Origin of the sequence: Blastococcus tunisiensis (genome assembly GCF_900112815.1) — a bacterium.
GTDB lineage: Bacteria > Actinomycetota > Actinomycetes > Mycobacteriales > Geodermatophilaceae > Blastococcus_B > Blastococcus_B tunisiensis.
In genome coordinates, this window is the sequence record NZ_FOND01000010.1 from 25952 (window position 1) to 44368 (window position 18417).

The 18417-nt window shown below is 74.1% G+C and carries 18 protein-coding genes; 9 read left to right on the forward strand and 9 right to left on the reverse strand.

All coding sequences use genetic code 11. The annotated features are described in order from the left end of the window. Positions 1-114: 114 nt before the first annotated feature. The gene (locus BM142_RS13580; protein ID WP_217640712.1) at positions 115-1677 is read left to right on the forward strand and encodes a phytoene desaturase family protein; all 1563 of its coding nucleotides are present in this window, start codon (positions 115-117) and stop codon (positions 1675-1677) included. 140 nt (positions 1678-1817) lie between these two features. Continuing rightward, a complete protein-coding gene (locus tag BM142_RS13585; protein WP_254790908.1) occupies positions 1818-2660 on the forward strand; it encodes a YhjD/YihY/BrkB family envelope integrity protein in 843 nt (280 codons plus the stop codon). Here BM142_RS13585 and BM142_RS13590 read toward each other — a convergent pair. After that, positions 2555-4870 carry a transglycosylase domain-containing protein gene (locus BM142_RS13590; protein ID WP_092199604.1) on the reverse strand — a complete coding sequence of 772 codons (2316 nt, stop codon included), beginning with the start codon at positions 4868-4870 and terminating at the stop codon, positions 2555-2557. The two genes, BM142_RS13585 and BM142_RS13590, sit on opposite strands and share 106 nt — an antisense overlap. A gap of 118 nt (positions 4871-4988) precedes the next feature. Beyond that, positions 4989-7025, reverse strand: coding sequence for a HelD family protein (locus BM142_RS13595; RefSeq protein WP_254790910.1), 2037 nt, complete (start codon positions 7023-7025; stop codon positions 4989-4991). A gap of 127 nt (positions 7026-7152) precedes the next feature. On the opposite strand from BM142_RS13595, the gene BM142_RS13600 reads away from it, so the two are divergent. Then, entirely contained in the window at positions 7153-7764 is a 612-nt protein-coding gene (locus tag BM142_RS13600) for a hypothetical protein (RefSeq protein WP_139228885.1), read from the forward strand. Between the two features lie 5 nt (positions 7765-7769). Here BM142_RS13600 and BM142_RS13605 read toward each other — a convergent pair whose 3' ends face one another. The 3 genes from BM142_RS13605 to BM142_RS13615 form a co-directional block, all read right to left on the reverse strand. Beyond that, a complete protein-coding gene (locus BM142_RS13605) occupies positions 7770-8438 on the reverse strand; it encodes an acVLRF1 family peptidyl-tRNA hydrolase (protein ID WP_092199613.1) in 669 nt (222 codons plus the stop codon). An 18-nt stretch (positions 8439-8456) separates the two neighbouring features. Beyond that, entirely contained in the window at positions 8457-9671 is a 1215-nt protein-coding gene (locus BM142_RS13610; protein WP_092199617.1) for an MFS transporter, read from the reverse strand. Between the two features lie 254 nt (positions 9672-9925). Further along, positions 9926-11740: a phosphoenolpyruvate carboxykinase (GTP) gene (locus BM142_RS13615; RefSeq protein ID WP_092199620.1), complete on the reverse strand. Its 1815-nt coding sequence runs from the start codon at positions 11738-11740 to the stop codon at positions 9926-9928. Between the two features lie 305 nt (positions 11741-12045). Here BM142_RS13615 and BM142_RS13620 point away from each other — a divergent pair, with 305 nt between their 5' ends. Then, the gene (locus BM142_RS13620) at positions 12046-12450 is read left to right on the forward strand and encodes a hypothetical protein (RefSeq protein ID WP_092199623.1); all 405 of its coding nucleotides are present in this window, start codon (positions 12046-12048) and stop codon (positions 12448-12450) included. On the opposite strand, the gene BM142_RS13625 is transcribed toward BM142_RS13620, so the two are convergent. Together BM142_RS13625 and BM142_RS13630 are read right to left on the reverse strand one after the other, a co-directional pair. Then, the gene (locus tag BM142_RS13625; protein WP_092199626.1) at positions 12437-12973 is read right to left on the reverse strand and encodes an SRPBCC family protein; all 537 of its coding nucleotides are present in this window, start codon (positions 12971-12973) and stop codon (positions 12437-12439) included. The two genes, BM142_RS13620 and BM142_RS13625, sit on opposite strands and share 14 nt — an antisense overlap. Continuing rightward, the gene (locus BM142_RS13630; RefSeq protein WP_217640713.1) at positions 12970-13302 is read right to left on the reverse strand and encodes an ArsR/SmtB family transcription factor; all 333 of its coding nucleotides are present in this window, start codon (positions 13300-13302) and stop codon (positions 12970-12972) included. Before BM142_RS13630 ends, BM142_RS13625 begins: the two co-directional genes overlap by 4 nt. A gap of 75 nt (positions 13303-13377) precedes the next feature. On the opposite strand from BM142_RS13630, the gene BM142_RS13635 reads away from it, so the two are divergent. The 3 genes from BM142_RS13635 (at position 13378) to BM142_RS13645 (ending at position 14881) form a co-directional block, all read left to right on the forward strand. Then, on the forward strand, positions 13378-13587 hold the full coding sequence (locus BM142_RS13635) for a hypothetical protein (protein ID WP_092199632.1): 210 nt from the start codon (positions 13378-13380) through the stop codon (positions 13585-13587). Positions 13588-13654: 67 nt separating this feature from the next. Beyond that, complete coding sequence (locus BM142_RS13640) at positions 13655-13897, forward strand: acyl carrier protein (protein WP_092199635.1); 243 nt, start codon at positions 13655-13657, stop codon at positions 13895-13897. Positions 13898-13918: 21 nt separating this feature from the next. Further along, positions 13919-14881, forward strand: coding sequence for an NAD(P)H-dependent flavin oxidoreductase (locus BM142_RS13645; RefSeq protein WP_092199638.1), 963 nt, complete (start codon positions 13919-13921; stop codon positions 14879-14881). A gap of 75 nt (positions 14882-14956) precedes the next feature. Here BM142_RS13645 and BM142_RS13650 read toward each other — a convergent pair whose 3' ends face one another. Both BM142_RS13650 and BM142_RS13655 read right to left on the reverse strand, forming a co-directional pair. Next, positions 14957-15649 carry a DsbA family oxidoreductase gene (locus tag BM142_RS13650; RefSeq protein ID WP_092199641.1) on the reverse strand — a complete coding sequence of 231 codons (693 nt, stop codon included), beginning with the start codon at positions 15647-15649 and terminating at the stop codon, positions 14957-14959. Between the two features lie 149 nt (positions 15650-15798). Beyond that, on the reverse strand, positions 15799-16176 hold the full coding sequence (locus tag BM142_RS13655; protein WP_092199644.1) for an FKBP-type peptidyl-prolyl cis-trans isomerase: 378 nt from the start codon (positions 16174-16176) through the stop codon (positions 15799-15801). A gap of 127 nt (positions 16177-16303) precedes the next feature. Here BM142_RS13655 and BM142_RS13660 point away from each other — a divergent pair, with 127 nt between their 5' ends. Beyond that, a complete protein-coding gene (locus BM142_RS13660) occupies positions 16304-16693 on the forward strand; it encodes a VOC family protein (protein ID WP_092200016.1) in 390 nt (129 codons plus the stop codon). Continuing rightward, the gene (locus BM142_RS13665; RefSeq protein ID WP_092199647.1) at positions 16693-18402 is read left to right on the forward strand and encodes a glycoside hydrolase family 13 protein; all 1710 of its coding nucleotides are present in this window, start codon (positions 16693-16695) and stop codon (positions 18400-18402) included. Before BM142_RS13660 ends, BM142_RS13665 begins: the two co-directional genes overlap by 1 nt. The last annotated feature ends 15 nt before the right edge of the window (positions 18403-18417 follow it).

Below are 18417 nucleotides of genomic sequence, written 5' to 3' on the forward strand. Positions count from 1 at the left end.
ACTGCCCCGTCCGCCGGCCGCTCCGCGCGGTGACCGGTGCGGGGGATGCGGGCACGGCCCAGCCATGGACGCCCGCACGATGACGGCGGACGGGCGGCTCGGTACCGTCCGCCGGTGACGCGCAGCAGGTACGACGTCGTGGTCGTGGGCGGGGGCCACAACGGCCTGGTGGCCGCCGCCTATCTGGCGGGAGCCGGGCGGTCGGTGCTCGTCCTCGAACGGCTCCCCCAGGTGGGCGGGGCCGCGGTGAGCCGGCAGGTCTTCGACGGCGTCGACGTCCGGCTGTCCGCCTACTCCTACCTCGTCAGCCTCCTGCCCGACCGGATCGTCGACGACCTCGGCCTCGACCTGCGCCTGGCTGACCGCGCGGTCGCCTCCTACACCGCGGCCGTGCGGGACGGGCGTCCCACGGGTCTGCTGGTCGAGCGCGACGAGGGGCCGGCCACCGCGACCTCCTTCCGGCAGCTGACCGGGTCCGACGCGGAGTTCACCGGCTGGCAGCGCTTCTACGGCCGGCTGTCGACGCTGGCCGAGGACCTCGCGCCCACGCTCACCGAGCCGCTGCTGTCCGCCGACGAGCTGACCGGGCGGCTCCGCGACCCCCAGCTGTGGCACGACCTGCGGGAGCGGCCCCTCGCCGACGTGGTGGCCGACCACCTCGCCGACGACGTCGTCCGGGGGATCGCGCTGACCGACGGGCTGATCGGGACGTTCGCCGACGTGCACGCCGCCGACGGGCTGGCCGGACGCTGCTTCCTCTACCACCTGGTGGGCAACGGCACCGGCCGCTGGCGGGTGCCGGTGGGCGGCATGGGCGCGGTCAGCGGCGCCATGGCGGCGGCCGCCCGCCGGAGCGGTGCCGAGATCGCCACCCGGGCCACCGTCACCGCGCTGGAGACGACGGCGTCCGGGGTGACGGTGCACTGGACCGACGAGGACGGCGGGGCGCAGGCCGTGGACGCCGGCCACGTGGTCTGCGGGACCGCGCCGAGCGTCCTCGAGGAGCTCACCGGCAGCGAGCCCGGGCCGCGCCCGTCCGGGTCCCAGCTCAAGATCAACATGGTCCTCTCCCGGCTCCCGCGGCTGCGGTCGGGCGCGGACCCGGCGACCGCGTTCGGCGGCACGTTCCACGTCGACGAGGCCGCCGCCCAGCTCGACGACGCCTACCGGCAGGCCGCCGCCGGGCGACTGCCCGAGGTCATCCCGTTCGAGGTCTACTGCCACTCCCTCAGCGACCCGTCGATCCTCGGCCCGGTCGAGCGGGCCACCGGTTCGCACACCCTGACCCTGTTCGGTCTGCACACCCCCGCCGAGCTCTACCGCGCCGACCCGGTGGGCACCCGCCGGGAGGCGGTCCGCCGGGTGGTCGCCCAGCTCGACGCCCACCTCGAGGAGCCGCTGCTCGACTGCCTCGCCCGCGACGCCGCCGGGGACCCGTGCCTGCAGGCCGCCTCACCGCTGGACGTCGAGGAGTCCCTCGCGATGCCGGGCGGGCACATCTTCCACGGGGACCTGGCGTGGCCGGTCGCCTCGACGACGGACGAGGTCGGCACCTGGGGCGTCGCCACCGCGCACCCGCGGATCGTGGCGGCGTCCTCCGGCGGGACCGTGCGTGGCGGCGCGGTCAGCGGCCTCGGGGGCTACGCGGCCGCCCGCCACCTGCTGGACGCGCGCTGACCGCGCGCCCCGCCGGTGCGCGCCGTCCCCGGGGCGCCCCCGCAGAGCTCCTGGCCGGCGTCCGCCGGCGGCTGGAGGGCCGCGATCTCGCGCTGATCGCCGCCGGTCTCACCTTCTACGCCGGCATCGCCGTCGTCCCCGTGCTCGTGCTGGCCTTCGCCCTCACCGCCTGGCTGACGTCCCCGGAGCGGGTGCAGGAGCTGGGCGGCCGGCTGGCCGAGCTGCTGCCGGCCGAGCTCGGCGCCCCGGACGCCGTCGAGGCCCTGGTCGCCGCGGGGGTCGGGCTGTCGCTGCTCAACGGGGCCCTGGCCGTGCTGCCCATGTCCTTCTACGGCGAGGGGCTGCGGCGCGCCCTGCTGCGGTTCGGCGGCCGCCCGGAGGGACTGACCGGGTGGAAGGGCCGGCTGGCGGCGGTGCCCGTGGTGCTGGTGACCCCGCTGCTGCTCTACCCGCTGCTGCTGACCGTGCCGGTCATGGCCGACCTGGCCGGGGCCGACGGGGCCGGCCCCCTGATCGGGCGGGTGGCCATCGGCTTCTACGGGGTCATGGCCGCCCTGACCGTGCCGCTCGCGTGGGGGTTCCGCGTCGTCGGGGCCGGGCGGGTGCGCTGGTCCTCGCTCGCGGTCGGCGCCCTGTTCACCGCGGCCTGCGTCTCGGGCTTCCTGCAGGGCTTCGTGCTCTTCCTGGCCCTGCCGCTGGACCTGGGCGCACCGTTCGGCGGTCTGGACGTCGTGGGCGGGGTGGTCGCGCTCGGCCTGTGGCTGTTCCTGCTGCACCTGGTGGTGATCGGCGGCTGGCTGGCCACCCAGTCGCTGGACGAGCTGCTCGCGCGCCGCTCAGCGGCCCGTGCCGGGGCCCGGCCGGAGGTGCGCCGCGGTCAGGCCGGAGCGCCCGGGGTGCCGGGCGGCGGGGGCTCCGGCGGCGGTGGGCCCGGTGGCGGCGGGACCGGCGGGGGCGGCGGCTCGGGGACGGGCTCCACGTAGTCGGCACCGTTGCTGATCAGGATGGACACCACCTGCAGCGGGACGGCCCGCCCACCGCGGCCCGGGCTGGTGCCCAGGAAGGTGCCGTCGGGGCGGTCGCTGTCGACCCGCAGCTGGACGCTCTGGAAGCCCGCCGCGGCCAGCACCTGGACGCAGTCGGACACCGAGCCGCAGCCGGGCACCGGCTTGGTGTTGCCCCGGACGACGGCGGGATCGGCGGGTGGGAAGGGACTGCTGCCCCGCGCCTGCAGGATCGGGGCCATCGCGTCCCGCCAGATGGTCGCGCCCTTGCCACCCCCGAAGCCGCCGACGTTCCGGTTCCGCTTCGGGTCGAACACCATGACGCTCGCGGCGATCTCCGGCGTGTAGCCGACGAAGGTCACCGAGACGTTGCCCTGGGTGGTCCCGGTCTTGCCGGCGATCTGGTGGCCGCTGACGTAGGCGCCGGGCGCGGTCTGGCCCGGGTTCCCCGGCTCGACGTCCTTGCGCAGCATCTGGTTGAGCGTGTTCGCCACGCCGGCCGGGATGGCCTCCGGCGTGCAGTTGTCGACCGGGACCAGCGGCTGGCCGTCCTCGCCGAGCAGGGGCCGGCCGAACCGGTCGAGGATCGCCGTCACGGGGACGACGTCGCACTGCGTCCCGCCCGCGGCCAGCGTGGAGTATGCGCTGGCCAGCCCGAGCGGGCTCGTCGCGTCCGGGCCGAGCGTGAACGACCCCCGGTTCTCGTCGATGATCTTCTGCGCGAAGCCGTCCGGGCTGAACTGGTAGAGGCCCATGCGCTCGGCCATCCGCACCGGCTCCTCGACGCTGCCCAGGGTGTCCTCGAGCGCGACGAAGTAGGTGTTCGAGGACTGGTAGAGCGCCGTCGTCAGGTCCAGCACGGAGCGGTAGGAGCCGGCGTTCTCGACGGTGTACGGGCCGCCCCGTTCCCGGTAGACGCGGGACCGGTAGGGGCTCGGCGCGTTCAGGGTGAACTCGCTGGAGAGTCCCCGGGCGAGCGCGGCGGCGGCCACGAAGACCTTGTACGTCGATCCCGCGCCGCGGCTGGGTGCGCGGTTGAGGTTGTAGGACTCCTGGGTCGGGTCGTCGAGGTCGTAGCCGAACGTCCGGTTGATGCTGAGCGCCAGCAGGTGGCCGGTGCCCGGCTGCACCGCGTTGAACGTGGCGACCCGCGGGTCGCCGAGGGGCAGCGTGTTCAGCACGGCGGCGTCACCGGCGCGCTGCAGCTCCGGGTCGAGCGTGGTCTGGACGACCAGGCCGCGGGTCTCCAGGTCCCGCTGCGTCAGGCCGAGCTCCTGCGTCAGGTACTGCTGGACGAAGTCGCAGACGTAGGGGCCGACGGTCGCCTCGACGCAACCCCGGCGGGGAGCGGGGGCCGGGGCCAGCCCCAGCGGTGCCGCGGACGCCTCCGCCTCCTGCTCCGGGGTGATGTAGCTCTGCTCGGCCATGCGGTCGAGCACCTGGTTGCGGCGGACGGTCGCGGCCTCGGGGTTGGTGAACGGGTCGTCGCGGGACGGGCTCTGCACCAGGCCGGCCAGCAGCGCGGCCTGCGGCAGCCCCAGCGCGGCGGCGTCCACGCCGAAGTAGGCCCGCGCGGCCGGCTGCACGCCGTAGGCGTTCTGCCCGAAGTAGACGATGTTGAGGTAGCGGGTGAGCAGGTCGTCCTTGCTGTACCGCTCCTCGAGGTCGAGGGCGAGCCGGGCCTCGCGGATCTTGCGGCCCACGCTCTCCTCGACGGCCGCGGCCCGCTCGGCCGGGTCGTCGGTCGACTGCAGCAGCGTCTGCTTCACCAGCTGCTGGGTCAGCGTCGACCCGCCCTCCATCACCTCGCCGGCCGCGAGGTTCCGGACCAGTGCACGCAGCGTGCCCTGGATGTCGACGCCACCGTGCTCGTAGAAGCGGGCGTCCTCGATGGCGACGATCGCCTGCCGCATCACCTCGGCGATCTGCTCGGTGGCGACCGGAGCGCGGTTCTCCCGGTAGAACGAGGTGATCAGCTCGCCGTTCCCGGCCAGCATGACGGTGTTCCCGGGCGGTGGCAGATCGGTCAGCTCCTCCGGCGGATCGCCCAGGAGACTGGTGGAGTGCGAGGCCGTGAGGGCGGGGCCGCCCACCCACGGCAGCAGGAGCCCGGCCAGGAGAGCGCCGGCGAGCACGATGCTGAGGGCCAGCGCACCCAGGGTGCGCACCGTGCCGGCGCGCTCGCGCATGGCCCTCCTCCCTCCGGATCGTTGATCACCCCAACAGAGAACGGCGCGGCCCACAATCCCCCGCGCCGGTCGTGTTCGGCCCGTGACAGAACGCGACGGACGGGTGGGAAGGCCGAGGTCAGGGCGCCGGGAGGTCCGCGAGGGGCGCCGGGAGGTCCTCCCGGTGGAGGACGACGAGGGTGCTCACGGCGCGGGTGAGGACGACGTAGAGCCGGTGCAGGCCGCGCGGCTCGGCCGCCACGATCGCCGCCGGTTCCACCACCACGACCGCGTCGAACTCCAGCCCGTGCGCCAGGCCGGCGGGCACGACGGCGATCCGCGTGACCTCCGCACCGTCGTCGGCCAGCACCGCCGCGGGCAGTCCCGCGCCGGCGAGCGCGGTCGCGACGTCGTCCACCGCGGCGTCGGCGCAGATGATCCCGACGGAGCCCGGGGCCTCGCTCAGCTCCGCGACGACCTGGACGACCGCACCGTCCGGATCCGTCACCCGGCGCACCCGCAGCGAACCCGGATCGGCGCGGACGGCCGTCGCCGGTGAGAGGTCGGGCGCGATGAGCGGCAGGAGCCGGTTGGCGAGGTCCAGCACCTCCCCGGGCACGCGGTAGCCCCGGGTCAGGGGACGGATCACCGTGTCGGGGCGCCCGAGAGCGGCGAGCGTGTCCCGCCAGTCCGCCGGCGACCAGGGGCTGGTGGCCTGGGCCAGATCGCCCAGCACGGTGAGCGAGCCAGCGGCCAGCCGGCGGGCGACGGCGCGGCACTGCATCGGGGAGAGGTCCTGCGCCTCGTCGACGACCACGTGCCCGTAGCCGGGCGTGCGCTCCAGCAGTCCGGCCAGCTCGTCGGCCAGCACCGCGTCGGCGGCCGTCCACGGCGCCGATCGGACCGAGCGCGGCGGCACCGGCCAGTGCAGCAGCGCCATTTCGCCGTCGTCCAGGATGCCCCGCGCCGCCCGGGCCAGCCGGACCGGATCGCGCCAGAGGTCGCCCAGGAGACCGGCCGCATCCCGGACCGGCCAGACCTCGTCGCAGAAGGCGCGCACCTCGGCGCTGCGCGCGGCCCGGTGCGTCTCGGCGTCGGTGGGTGTCCCGGCGGCCTCCTCGCTCTGCCGCCGGGCATCCTCGGCCACCAGCAGCATCAGCCGTTCCCGGCCCGCCACGTAGTGCAGCATCTGCTGGTCGTCGTCGGCCCGGGCCCGGCGCCGGACGTCGTCGACGTAGCGCTTGAGCCGCTCGACCGGAACGCGGTACCGGCGCCCGGCCAGCGGCACCTGCACCGAGTCGGCGGGCTTGCGGATCTCGCCCCAGAGCGCCCGGCGGAGCACCTCCGCCATGCGGGCGTCGCCCTTGAGGACCGCGGCCTCCGGGCCGTCCTCCGCGCGCACCGGCACGCGGGCGGTGAGGTCGGCGACCGTCGTCTGCTCGACGTCGACCTCCCCCAGCGTGGGCAGGACCTGCTCGATGTAGCGCAGGAAGGCACGGTTCGGCCCGACGACGAGGACACCGGTGCGGGCCAGCTGCCCGCCGTGCGTGTAGAGCAGGTACGCCGCCCGGTGCAGGCCGACGGCCGTCTTCCCGGTGCCCGGCGCCCCCTGCACGCAGATCGAGTCCGTGAGGGGTGCGCGGACGATGTCGTCCTGGTCGGGCTGGACGGTGGCGACGATGTCGCGCATCGGCCCCGACCGTGGCCGCTCGATCTCCTGCCGGAGGAACTCCCCGCCCTCCTGCCCCGCCCCGAGGAGCTCGTCCTCGTAGCCGGTCAGCTGCCCGTCGGCGAAGCCGAAGCGACGGCGGCGGACCAGGCCCTGGGGATCGGCGGCGGTTGCCTGGTAGAACGGCCGGCTCATCGGCGCCCGCCAGTCGATGACGACGGGGTCGCCGACGGCGTCCCGGACGTGCCGGCGGCCGATGTGGAAGGACTCCCGGGATCGGTCGATCCGGCCGAAGAACGGCGGGACGCCGGGATCGGCGGCCAGCGCGCGGAGCCGTTCCGCGCGGGCGGCACCGAGGCGTTCCGACGCCCAGGCGTCGACGCCGGCGTCGACGGCGGCCGACGCCGCGGTGCGCATCTGCGCGAGGCACTCGGCGGCCCGGGCGAGGTGGGCCCGCTCGGCGGTCAGGACGGGCTCGGCGGTGTCGGGCTCAGCGGGGGGAGACACGATCGGAGGACGCTACGCCGCAGGCGGCGCCCGGTCGACGCACTTCCCGCCCGGCTCTCCGGAACACGGCGGTATCGGTCCGGTCTCGGGGCTTGGCCGGCCGGGCCCGACGGTCCAGCCTGAGGCGGTGACCCGTAGGCGCCAGGTGCTGCTGCCGCTGGCGGGCGTCGTCCTCGTGGTGACCGGCTGCGCCGACCGGGCGTCCACCGCCGCACCGCCGTCGGTCTCGCTGCAGCCGATGCCACCCGCGCCGGGTCCCCTGCCGCACGGCCTGCTGCCCGAGGGCTCGCTCGCGCCGGAGGAGCTCGGGGCCGAACCGGCCCCGTACGAGCAGAGCGCGCTGAACGAGCGGCTGCACGCCCTCGTCGGAGGGTCGCCGGACTTCGGCGGACTCGATGCCCGGGACCGGGCCGTGCTCGTCGTGCGCTGGTTCGGGGACCCCCCTGCGGAGCTCCTGGCGCTCGTCGACGAGTACGCCGATGCCCCGTTCGACGTCCGGGTGGAACCGACGACGTTCCGCCCCGGGGACCTCGCGGACGAGGCGCGGCGGCTGCTCCAGGACCACCCCGGCGTCGTCACCGGAACGTTCCCGAGGACCACCGGCGACGGGATCGGCGTGGGAATCGACCCGTCGGTCGCCACGGATCCCGACCGGGCCGACCTGGACCGGCTCGGCGTCACCAGCCGCTTCCCGCTGTTCCCGGAGCCGATCGGCCGTCCGGTGCCGGCCACCGGCTGACCGGGTCAGGCGCGCGCCTCACCCGGTTCGGTGATGTGCACCTGGACGGCGCGGAACTGCGCCGGGGTCTCGAGCAGGACCGCCTTGGTCGGCTCACCCACGTCGAGGGCGGGCTCGCGGCGCAGCGCGGTCAGTGGCGCCAGGCGCGGATCGGCGAGGACGTCGTCGACCAGGCCACGGTCGCCGCCGGTGAACAGGGCGTCGACCGACCCCGCGTGCGGGAGCAGCACCCGCACCGCCGTCTCGACGGCATGGGCGACGACGGCGTCGGTCTGGTGGCCGCGGCGTCGGGCGAACCGCTGCTGGGACCAGCCCCCGGCCGCCGTCCGGCCCTGCACCTGCCGGGCGTCGACCTTGGAGACGACCAGGCCCGGCCCGTCGAACACGCCCACGGCCCAGCGGCCGCGGCGGACGAGGAGCACGGCGGCCCGGTGCGGCTGCCGCGCGGCGGCGGCGAACGTGCCCAGCAGCGGCGGCTGCGGTGTCCACGCGAACGGGGCCCGGAGGACGACGGTCGTGGTGTCGGTGCAGGCGATCCGGACCGCCGCCCCGTCGAGGCCGACGTCGGCGAAGCTGCCGTGCCGCTCGGCCACGCCGTCCAGCCAGCGGCCCAGCCGTTCCGGTGCGATCCCCAGGATGCGTCCTCCGCCGGCGGCCGGACGGGCGCGGGTCATCGGCGGGAGCTCAGGCCGTCAGCGGACGAGGGCGGGCGCGGCGGCGTGCTCGGCCGGGACGTGCAGCAGCCGCTGGAACGCGCCGACGACGACCGCGGCGATCACCGCGGCGACGGTGGCCACCAGGAAGGCGGTGTTGGCGCCGTAGACGTCGACCAGCTTGCCGGAGACGGAGGCGCCGACGGCCACGCCCAGGCCCAGGGCGGTCCCGATCCAGGTGAACGCCTCGGTGACCGCCGCCCGCGGGACGAGCAGCTCGGCGAGGGTGAAGGAGCTGATCAGCGACGGCGAGACCGCGATCCCGGCGATGACGACGAAGGGCACCATCAGCCACACGTCGGTGACCACGAGCAGCGGGAGGCTGCAGACGGCCAGGAGCGCCAGCGAGCCCACCAGCCGGTGCCGCAGCGGCATCCGCCAGTGCACCGTCCCCCAGCCGATGCCGCTGGCCATGGACCCCACGGCGAGCCCGGCGATGAGGACCCCGGACAGGGACTTGGCGCCCTCCTGGTCGGCGAAGGCGACCAGGGCGATCTCCAGCGTGCCGAGGACGGCGCCCACGGCGGCACCGACGACGAACAGCACCCGCAGCCCGCGGGTGCGGATCGCCGAGGGGCCGTTGCGGTGCTCGTGCGGGGTCACCGGCGGTTCCGTCCGCCGCTGGGCGGCGAACAGCAGGCTGCCGATGGTGGCCAGGGTGAACGCGGTGACGACGCCGCTCGTGGCGTGGCCGGTGGTCGAGAGGAACGTGACGAGCACCGGACCGACGATGAACACGAACTCGTCGACGACGGACTCCATCGCCAGCGCCGTCGGCAGGCGGTGGCTGCCGCGCAGCAGATGGGTCCAGCGCACCCGGATCATCGAGGAGACCGGGGGGATGCAGGCACCTGCGAGGCCGGCCGAGGCGAACACCGTCCACAGCGGCCAGTCCTGCTTCACCGCGGCCAGGAAGGAGCAGCCCGCCGCGACGAAGACGACGAGCACCGGCAGCAGGACCTTCCGCTGGCCGTGACCGTCGGCCCAGCGGCCCAGCAGCGGGCCCGCGGCGGCGGTGGTGACCGCGCCGGTCGCGGCGACCGCGCCACCGAGTCCGTAGGAGCCGGTCTCGTCGGCGATGAGCAGGACGCTGCCCAGGCCGACCATCGACAGCGGCAGCCGGCCGATGAACGCGGCGAGCACCATGGGCAGGGCATGCGGGGTCCGCAGCACCTGGAGGTAGGGATTCGCCACGAGCGGGGGAGCCTCCGTCACACGTAGGGGGGCACCGTCACGCTAACCGACACCCCGCCGGCCCGCCCCGGAGCGCCACCGCCACGCTGCCCCGGCGATGATCAGCTTCCCTGATCATGGAGCGTCCTCCCTCACGGTGTGCGGTGAGGGAGGACGCCGCACGATCAGGTTCCCTGATCGTCGCCGGGCGGGGCTCGGACGACGAGAGGCCCGGATCCGCCACGCTGCGGATCCGGGCCTTCGTCTGCCGGCAGTTACGCCAGGCGGCTCTTGAGGATCTCCAGCTCGTCCCACATGGTGCTGGGCAGCTTGTCCCCGAACTTCTCGAACCACTCGGTGATCTGCGGGACCTCCTCCCGCCACTCCTCGGGCTTGACGGCGAGGGCCTGCTCCACCTGCTCCGGGGTCATGTCGAGGCCGGAGACGTCGAGGGAGTCGACGGTCGGCACGTGGCCGACCGGCGTCTCGACGGCGGCCGCGGTGCCCTCGAGGCGCTCGACGACCCACTTGAGGACCCGGCTGTTCTCGCCGAAGCCCGGCCACAGGAAGCCGCCGTCCTCGTCCCGGCGGAACCAGTTGACGTAGAAGATCCGCGGCAGCTTGGTCGAGTCGTGCTGCTTGCCGGTGTCGACCCAGTGGGAGAAGTAGTCACCGGCGTTGTAACCGATGAACGGCAGCATCGCGAACGGGTCGCGGCGGACGACGCCGACGGCGCCGGTGGCCGCGGCCGTGGTCTCCGAGGAGAGCGTGGCGCCCATGAACACGCCGTGGTTCCAGTCCCGGGCCTCGCTGACCAGCGGGATCGTGGTCTTGCGGCGGCCACCGAAGAGGATCGCCGAGATCGGCACGCCCTTCGGGTCGTCGTACTCCGGCGCCAGGATCGGGCACTGGGTGATCGGCGTGCAGAACCGGCTGTTGGGGTGCGACGAGGGCTCGTCGCTCTCCGGGGTCCAGTCCCGGCCCTTCCAGTCGGTGAGGTGGGCGGGGGCGTCGTCGGTCATGCCTTCCCACCAGATGTCGCCGTCGTCGGTGAGGGCGACGTTGGTGAAGACCGAGTTGCCCTTCTCGATCGTGCGCATCGCGTTGGGGTTGGTGTCCCAGCCGGTGCCGGGCGCGACGCCGAAGAGGCCGAACTCGGGGTTGAGCGCGTAGAGCCGGCCGTCCTCGCCGAAGCGCATCCAGGCGATGTCGTCGCCCAGGGTCTCGACCTTCCAGCCCGGGATGGTCGGCTCCAGCATCGCCAGGTTCGTCTTGCCGCACGCCGACGGGAACGCGGCGGCGACGTAGTAGACCTTCTGCTGCGGGCTGGTCAGCTTGAGGATGAGCATGTGCTCGGCGAGCCAGCCCTCGTCGCGGGCCATCACCGAGGCGATGCGCAGCGAGTAGCACTTCTTGCCCAGCAGCGCGTTGCCGCCGTACCCGGAGCCGTAGGACCAGATCATCCGCTCCTCGGGGAACTGGACGATGTACTTGGTGTCGCTGCAGGGCCACGGCACGTCGGCCTGGCCGGGGTCCAGCGGGGCGCCGAGGGAGTGCATGGCCGGCACGAACGGCCGGTCCTCACCCATGGCGTCGAGGACGTAGCTGCCGATGCGCGCCATGACCCGCATGGAGACGACGACGTACTCGGAGTCGGTGAGCTCCACACCGAACATCGGGTTCTCGGCCTCGACGGGGCCCATGCAGAACGGGATGACGTACATCGTCCGGCCGCGCATGCACCCCCGGTACAGCTCGGTCATGACCGACTTCATCTCGGCCGGGTCCATCCAGTTGTTGGTCGGGCCGGCGTCGGCCTCGTCGACCGAGCAGATGTAGGTGCGGTCCTCGACCCGCGCGACGTCGCGCGGGTCGGAGGCGCACCAGAACGAGTTGGGCTTGGCGTCGAGGCGGCGGAAGGTGCCGGCGTCGACGAGCTGCTGGGTGAGCCGCTCCCACTCCTCGTCGCTGCCGTCCACCCACACGACCCGGTCCGGGGTCGTCAGCTCGGCCATCTCCCGCACCCAGGCCAGCAGGCGGGCGTGCGTGGTGGGGGCGTTCTCGAGACCGGGGGTGGCCACGGAAGTCACGGCGTCTCCATCCTCTGGGTAGCCGGGCGGGTCTGACACCGGCGTTGGTGCGAGCGACCCGGCATCGGTGCTGGTGCAACGATCCGGATCGGCTCAGGTTACCGGCGGTTCGCACCGCTGTAACCGTGAGAGATGTTACGTCTAGGACGTCTGGTTCTCAGGTCGGAAGACCCTGGTGACCAGCGGGGCAGGCCACGCGGCGGGATCTTCCGGGCGCCCGCACGGGCACCGCGCACGGCCACCCGGTCGCGGCCGGTGCTCGGAACTGCCCCGCGACGGCGGGCGCAGCCCTACGGTGCGCCGCCATGGGGAAGACCTCGGCGCTCGTCGGCGCCGCCACGCTGCAGCTCGCCGCCGGCCTGGCCGGCCAGGTGGTCGCCCTGCGCCGGAGACACCACTACGACGTCCCCTTCATGACGGGCAGCCCGGAGCACGTCGGCCGCGACTCCTGGTGGTTCGGGACGGCGATCAGCGCACCGTCCTCCATGCTCGCGACCCAGGCCTGGGCGATCCACCGGCTGCGCCGGGGCCCCGACGACCGCGCCCGGCGGGCGCTCCGCCGGCTCGGCACCGGGATGGTGTGCGGCTACCTGTCGGAGCGCCTCTGCCGGCACCGGCTGACCCCGGCGGGACTCGATCCCGTGGAGACGCCGATCGTGGCCGCCGGCTTCGCGGGCACGGTGGCGATGGCGCTGCTCAGCCGGCCGTGACCGGCCCTCCGGACGGCGGGCGGCCGTAGGCCGGGCCGACCCCGGCGGAGAAGGCGTCCCAGTCCTCGGGCGGGGCCGGGTCCCCCAGCTCGGCGCCGAGCTTCTCCAGGTACCAGTGCCAGCCCATCGCGAAGTCGACGACGTCGGCGTCGGCGGGGAAGACCTGGACGAAGCTCAGGTGGGTGCGGCCACCCTCCCTCCACAGGTCCAGGTCGACCCGCCAGTCCTCGGTGTCCTGCTGGGTCCACTCGACCACCAGCCGCCGCGGGGGGTCGCACTCGAGGATCGTCATGGGCTCGCCGACCGGTTCCCCCTCCTCGTGCGTCATGACGAACGTGCCCGTGGCGCCCACGCCCCGCTCGCCCTCGTAGCGGCCGATCCAGCGGGCGAGGCGGTCCGGTCCGGTCAGCGCCCCCCACACGTCCTCGATGGGATCGGGCCAGGAGCGGCGGAACTCCAGGCGTTGCCGCCCGTCCTCCAGCCGGGTCACCGAGCCGCGGCGGGTGGCGAGGTCCTCGGTCATGCGTCGTCTCCTGTTCGTCGCGCCCGCCGTCCGCGGGCGATCTCGGTGTCCAGTGCGTCCAGCCGCCGGGCCCAGAGGTCGCGGTAGGGCTCCAGCCAGTCGTCGATCTCCCGCAGGGGTGCCGGGTCGAGGGCGTAGAGCCGCCGCTTCCCCTCCGCCCGCGCGGTGACCAGGCCCGCCTCGCGCAGCACGCGCAGGTGCCGGCTGATCGCCGGCCGGCTGACGGGGAACCGTGCGGCGAGCTCGCCCGCGGCCAGCTCCCCCCGACGGGCGAGCAGCCCGACCAGCTCCCGGCGGACGGGGTCGGCCAGGGCCGCGAGGGCTTCCACGTCGCATGCGTAACGCATCGGTTACGGGTATGCCCAGAGGTTTCCGCGCGGTCCCGGCCGGGGCACTCGACCGGCATGACGGTCACCGACCCCGACGTCCCCGATCCGCTCAACGACCCGCGCACCCTGCAGGCCGACCCCGGCGCGCACGGCCAGGGCGCCGACCTCGCCTCGGCCGAGGACGACCCGGCGGCCACGGGCGAGGAGGAGCTCGCCACCAGCGAGAACCCGGCCGACGAGGCCGGTGGCGGTGACGTGACCGGAGGCGCGCTCTCCGAATCCTGATGTGAGGGAGCGGTCCGTCGCGGGTACGGCGACGACGTCCCCACCGCAACGGATCGAGGAGGACCGGATGGCCACCGGCGAGACCGGCTTCGAGGACGTCTACTACGACCTCATCTCCGTCCAGTACCACTCCCTCAAGGCCGGGCACGACTACGGCCAGTACGTCCGGGACGCCGAGAACGCCGGCCTGGACGACGTCGCGAACTTCTTCCGCCAGGTCATGGACGAGGACTCCGCGCGCGCCAAGCGCTGCCACGAACTCCTCGGCCGGCTGCAGGGCACCGACCAGGCCGGCCCCGCGGCGCAGTAGCCGACGGGGCACGATGGGCCGGTGATCCGGACCCCGCTGACCCGCTGGTTCGACCTGACGACGCCGGTCATCGGTGCGCCGATGGCCGGTGTCTCCGGCGGTGAGCTCGCCGCCGCCGTCTCTCGCGCGGGCGGGCTGGGGATGATCGGCGTGAGCGGCTCGCACCCCGCGTCGTTCGTCACCGAGCAGTGCGCCCTGCCGGTCGCCGAGCAACTCCCGTTCGGCGTGGGCCTCATGATCTGGGTCCTCGAGACCCGGCCCGACCTGCTCGAGGCCACGATCGCCGCCGAACCCAGCCTCGTCTCGGTGTCCTTCGGAGACCCGGCGCCCTACGTCGGGCCGCTGCACGACGCGGGGATCGCCGTCTGCGCCCAGGTCAACACCACCGCCGACGTCCATCGGGCCCTCGACGCCGGAGTCGACATCCTGGTCGCCCAGGGAACCGAGGCAGGAGGCCACACCGGCCACCGCGCGACCCTCCCACTGCTCCAGGAGGTGCTCACGCTGACCGACCGGCCGGTGGTGGCCGCCGGTGGCATCGCCACCGGCGCCGGGATGGCGGCCGCCCTCGTCGCCGGTGCGGCCGGCGTGTGGATCGGGACGCCGCTGCTGTCGAGCACCGAAGGCCTCAACGCGCCCGCACTGCGGGAGCGGGTCCGGTCCGCCTCGGGCGAGGAGACGGTGCTGACCCGGGCGTTCGACGTCGCGGAGGGCGCCGCCTGGCCGGAGCGGTGGCCCGGCCGGGCGCTCGTCAACGACTTCAGCCGGGAGTGGCACGGTCGGGAGGACGAGTTGCGCGAGACGCCGGAGGCACGCCGGCGGGTGGTCGACGGACGTCGCACCGGGAACCCCGGCGACGCCCCCGTCTATGCAGGCGAGTCGGTCGGGCTGGTGACCACCGAGCGATCGGCGACCGACGTCGTCCGGGACCTCGATGCGGAGGCCGAGAAGGCGCTGCGGAAGGTGCCGAAGCTCTTGGCCTGACCGGCCGACCGAGATCACTGTGCAGTTCGCGGCCCTTCGATCAGCCGAAGGGCCGCCAACCGCACAGCCGCGGTCTCAGACGGCGCAGCTGTCGTCGGTGCAGCCGTCGGCCGCGGGGACGGTGACCAACGGGTTCGCGTCGGCCCAGGCCCGCGCGAGGATCTGCAGGAGCAGCTCGGCGGGCTGGGCACCTGCCGCGCCGTACTTCCGGTCGACGACGAAGAACGGGACGCCGGTCGCGCCGAGCGCCTGGGCGGTGGCGCCGTCCTGCCGCACGGCCGCCAGGTAGCGGCGGTCGGCGAGCGCGGCGCGGACCTCGGCCTCGTCGAGGCCGGCCTCCACGGCGAACGGGACGAGGGAGTCGACGTCGAAGACCGGGCGCCCCTCCTCGAAGTAGGCGTGCAGGAGGCGCTCCTTGAGCTCGTTGCGCTTCCCGTGCTCGGCGGCGAGGTGCAGCAGCTCGTGCGCGAGCAGGGTGTTGCCGCTGACGGCGTCGGCCAGGTGATACTCCAGGCCCTCGTCGGCGGCGACCTGCTCGACCCGGGCCATGTTCGCGCGCATCGACTCGACGTCGGTGCCGTACTTGGCGGCCAGCGCCGGCAGCGTCGGGTGCGTCTGGCCCTCGGGGACCGACGGGTCCAGCTCGAAGGACCGCCAGACGACCTCGACGGAGTCCCGGTGCGGGAACTGCTCGAGGGCGCTCTCCAGGCGGCGCTTGCCGATGTAGCACCAGGGGCACACGACGTCGGACCAGACCTCTACCTGCATGCCCGGCCCAACGTCGTTGTCCGTTCGACGATTCCCACCGAGCGCGTCGTGCCGAGTGGGGCCCGGAGGGATCCGCGCAGGCGCGACGAAGCGGCTCAGCTCGACGGGGGACGGCTCGTGGCCGCGGTGCGATCCGGAGGATCGCAGTGTTACCGCACCCCGACCAGGTCCACCACGAACACCAGGGTCGCGCCGGGCTTGATCACGCCGCCGGCGCCGCGGTCGCCGTAGGCCTTGTGCGGCGGGATGGTGAGCCGGCGGCGGCCGCCGACCTTCATGCCGGCCATGCCCTCGTCCCAGCCCTGGATGACCATGCCGACGCCCAGCCGGAACTCCAGCGGGTCGCCCCGGTCCCAGGACGCGTCGAACTGCTCGCCGCCGTCGTGGGTGACGCCGACGTAGTGCGCGCTGATCAGGCTGCCGGCGGTCGCCTCGGGCCCGTCGCCGACGACGATGTCCTCGATGACGAGGTCGTCCGGGGCGGGCCCGGTCGGTGGCTCGACGTCCGGTCGGGTCAGCTCGGCCACGGGGTGCTCCCTCCTGCGCCGAGGCTCTCCCGGCACCGGCCCCATCCAAGCAGCGGACCCCCGGACCCGCGCGAGCCGCTCCTCGCCCGGATGCCGGGTGGCCCCGGTCGCCGCTAGCGTCGCGGGCATGCTCGATCACCTCGCCCTGCAGTGCACGGACGTCGGCGCCGCGTCGGACTTCTACACGCGGGTGTTCGCCCCGTGCGGGGTGCGCGAGCTGATGCGGCACGACGCACCGGGGACCGGTCCGATCATCGCCCTCTGCGGCCCGGACAGCTTCCCGCGGCTGTGGCTCGGCAGCGCCGTCGACACCGGGCACCGCCCCGTCCACCTGGCGATCACGGCCCCGACCCGCGAGGCGGTCGACGCCGTGTTCGGGGCCGCGACAGACGCCGGTGCCGAGGTGCTGCACGAGCCGCGGGTCTGGCCCGAGTACCACCCGGGCTACTACGCGGTCTTCGTCCGCGACCCCGACGGCAACAACGTCGAGGCCGTCCACCACACGTTCCCCGGCTGATGGCCACCGAGAACGCCCCGTGGTGGACCAGCGCCGTGGTCTACCAGGTCTACCCGCGCTCGTTCCAGGACTCCGACGGCGACGGGATCGGCGACCTCGGGGGGATCCTGCAGCGGATCGACCACCTGGCCGACCTCGGCGTCGACGTCCTGTGGCTCTCGCCGATCTACGCCTCGCCACAGGCCGACAACGGCTACGACATCAGCGACTACCAGGCCATCGACCCGCTGTTCGGCACGCTCGAGCAGCTCGACGAGCTGATCGCGGCCCTGCATGCGCGCGGCATGAAGCTGCTGATGGACCTCGTGGTGAACCACACCAGCGACGAGCACCCGTGGTTCGTGGAGTCACGGTCGTCACCGACGTCGGCCAAGCGCGACTGGTACTGGTGGCGGCCGCCGCGCGGCGGCTTCGCCGGCGGCGACCCCGGGGCGGAGCCGACCAACTGGCAGTCGTTCTTCTCCGGGCCGACGTGGGAGTACGACGAGGCCAGCGGTGACTACTACCTGCACCTGTTCGACCGCAAGCAGCCCGACCTCAACTGGGAGAACCCGGAGGTCCGGCAGGCGGTCCACGCGATGATGCGGTGGTGGCTCGACCGCGGGGTCGACGGCTTCCGGATGGACGTCATCAACATGATCTCCAAGGACGTCGCCGAGGACGGCCACCTGCACGACGGCCCGCCCATCCCGGGGACGTCGCTGGGCGACGGCTCGGCGTCCTACCTCTGCGGCCCGCGCATCCACGAGTTCCTGGCCGAGATGCACCGCGAGGTCCTCGCCGGGCGCGAGGGGACCTTCCTGACCGTCGGGGAGATGCCCGGGGTCACCGTCGAGCAGGCGCAGCTGTTCACCGACCCGGCGCGGGCCGAGGTGGACATGGTGTTCCAGTTCGAGCACGTCGGGCTCGACCACGGGACGTCGAAGTGGGACGTCCGCCCGCTGCTGATGCGCGACCTCAAGGCCTCCTTCGGCCGGTGGCAGGCCGGGCTGGCCGACGTCGGCTGGAACTCCCTCTACTGGGACAACCACGACCAGCCCCGCGCGGTCTCCCGGTTCGGCGACGACTCACCCCGGTACCGCCGCGACTCCGCCACCTGCCTGGCCACGCTGCTGCACCTGCACCGGGGGACGCCGTACGTCTACCAGGGCCAGGAGCTGGGGATGGCGAACTACCCGTTCCGGAGCGTCGAGGACTTCCGCGACGTCGAGTCGGTCAATCACTTCTCGGCGGCGACGGGGGCCGGCGAGGACCCGGCGCACCTGCTGGACACGATGCGCCGGATGAGCCGGGACAACGCACGCACCCCCGTGCAGTGGGATGCGTCGCCGCACGCCGGCTTCACCACCGGGACGCCGTGGCTGCCGGCCAACCCCGACCACGTCGAGTGGAACGCCGAGTCCCAGCGGGCCGACGCCGACTCGGTGCTCGCCCACTACCGGCGGCTGATCGCCCTGCGGCACGAGAACCCCGTCGTGGCCCTGGGGGACTTCGCGATGTTGCTGCCCGAGCACGACGACGTCTACGCGTTCACCCGCACCCTCGACGGCGAGGTGCTGCTCGTCGTCTGCAACGTCAGCGCGACCCCGTACCCGCTGACGGAGCTGTTGCCGCAGGCCCGCGACGGCCGGCTGGTCCTCGGCAACCTGCCCGACGAGGACCCCGACCGGCTGCGCCCGTGGGAGGCCCGCGTCCTGCAGATCCGCTGACGCGCGCGCCGCCCG

What these genes read in the sequence shown, in the direction of transcription:
- BM142_RS13635 (WP_092199632.1), top strand. Translation starts at nt 13,378, where the DNA reads ATGACGGTCACCGACCCCGACGTCCCCGATCCGCTCAACGACCCGCGC.
- BM142_RS13650 (WP_092199641.1), bottom strand. Translation starts at nt 15,649, where the DNA reads ATGCAGGTAGAGGTCTGGTCCGACGTCGTGTGCCCCTGGTGCTACATC.
- BM142_RS13625 (WP_092199626.1), bottom strand. Translation starts at nt 12,973, where the DNA reads ATGACCGAGGACCTCGCCACCCGCCGCGGCTCGGTGACCCGGCTGGAG.
- BM142_RS13660 (WP_092200016.1), top strand. Translation starts at nt 16,304, where the DNA reads ATGCTCGATCACCTCGCCCTGCAGTGCACGGACGTCGGCGCCGCGTCG.
- BM142_RS13605 (WP_092199613.1), bottom strand. Translation starts at nt 8,438, where the DNA reads ATGACCCGCGCCCGTCCGGCCGCCGGCGGAGGACGCATCCTGGGGATC.
- BM142_RS13665 (WP_092199647.1), top strand. Translation starts at nt 16,693, where the DNA reads ATGGCCACCGAGAACGCCCCGTGGTGGACCAGCGCCGTGGTCTACCAG.
- BM142_RS13590 (WP_092199604.1), bottom strand. Translation starts at nt 4,870, where the DNA reads ATGCGCGAGCGCGCCGGCACGGTGCGCACCCTGGGTGCGCTGGCCCTC.
- BM142_RS13640 (WP_092199635.1), top strand. Translation starts at nt 13,655, where the DNA reads ATGGCCACCGGCGAGACCGGCTTCGAGGACGTCTACTACGACCTCATC.
- BM142_RS13620 (WP_092199623.1), top strand. Translation starts at nt 12,046, where the DNA reads ATGGGGAAGACCTCGGCGCTCGTCGGCGCCGCCACGCTGCAGCTCGCC.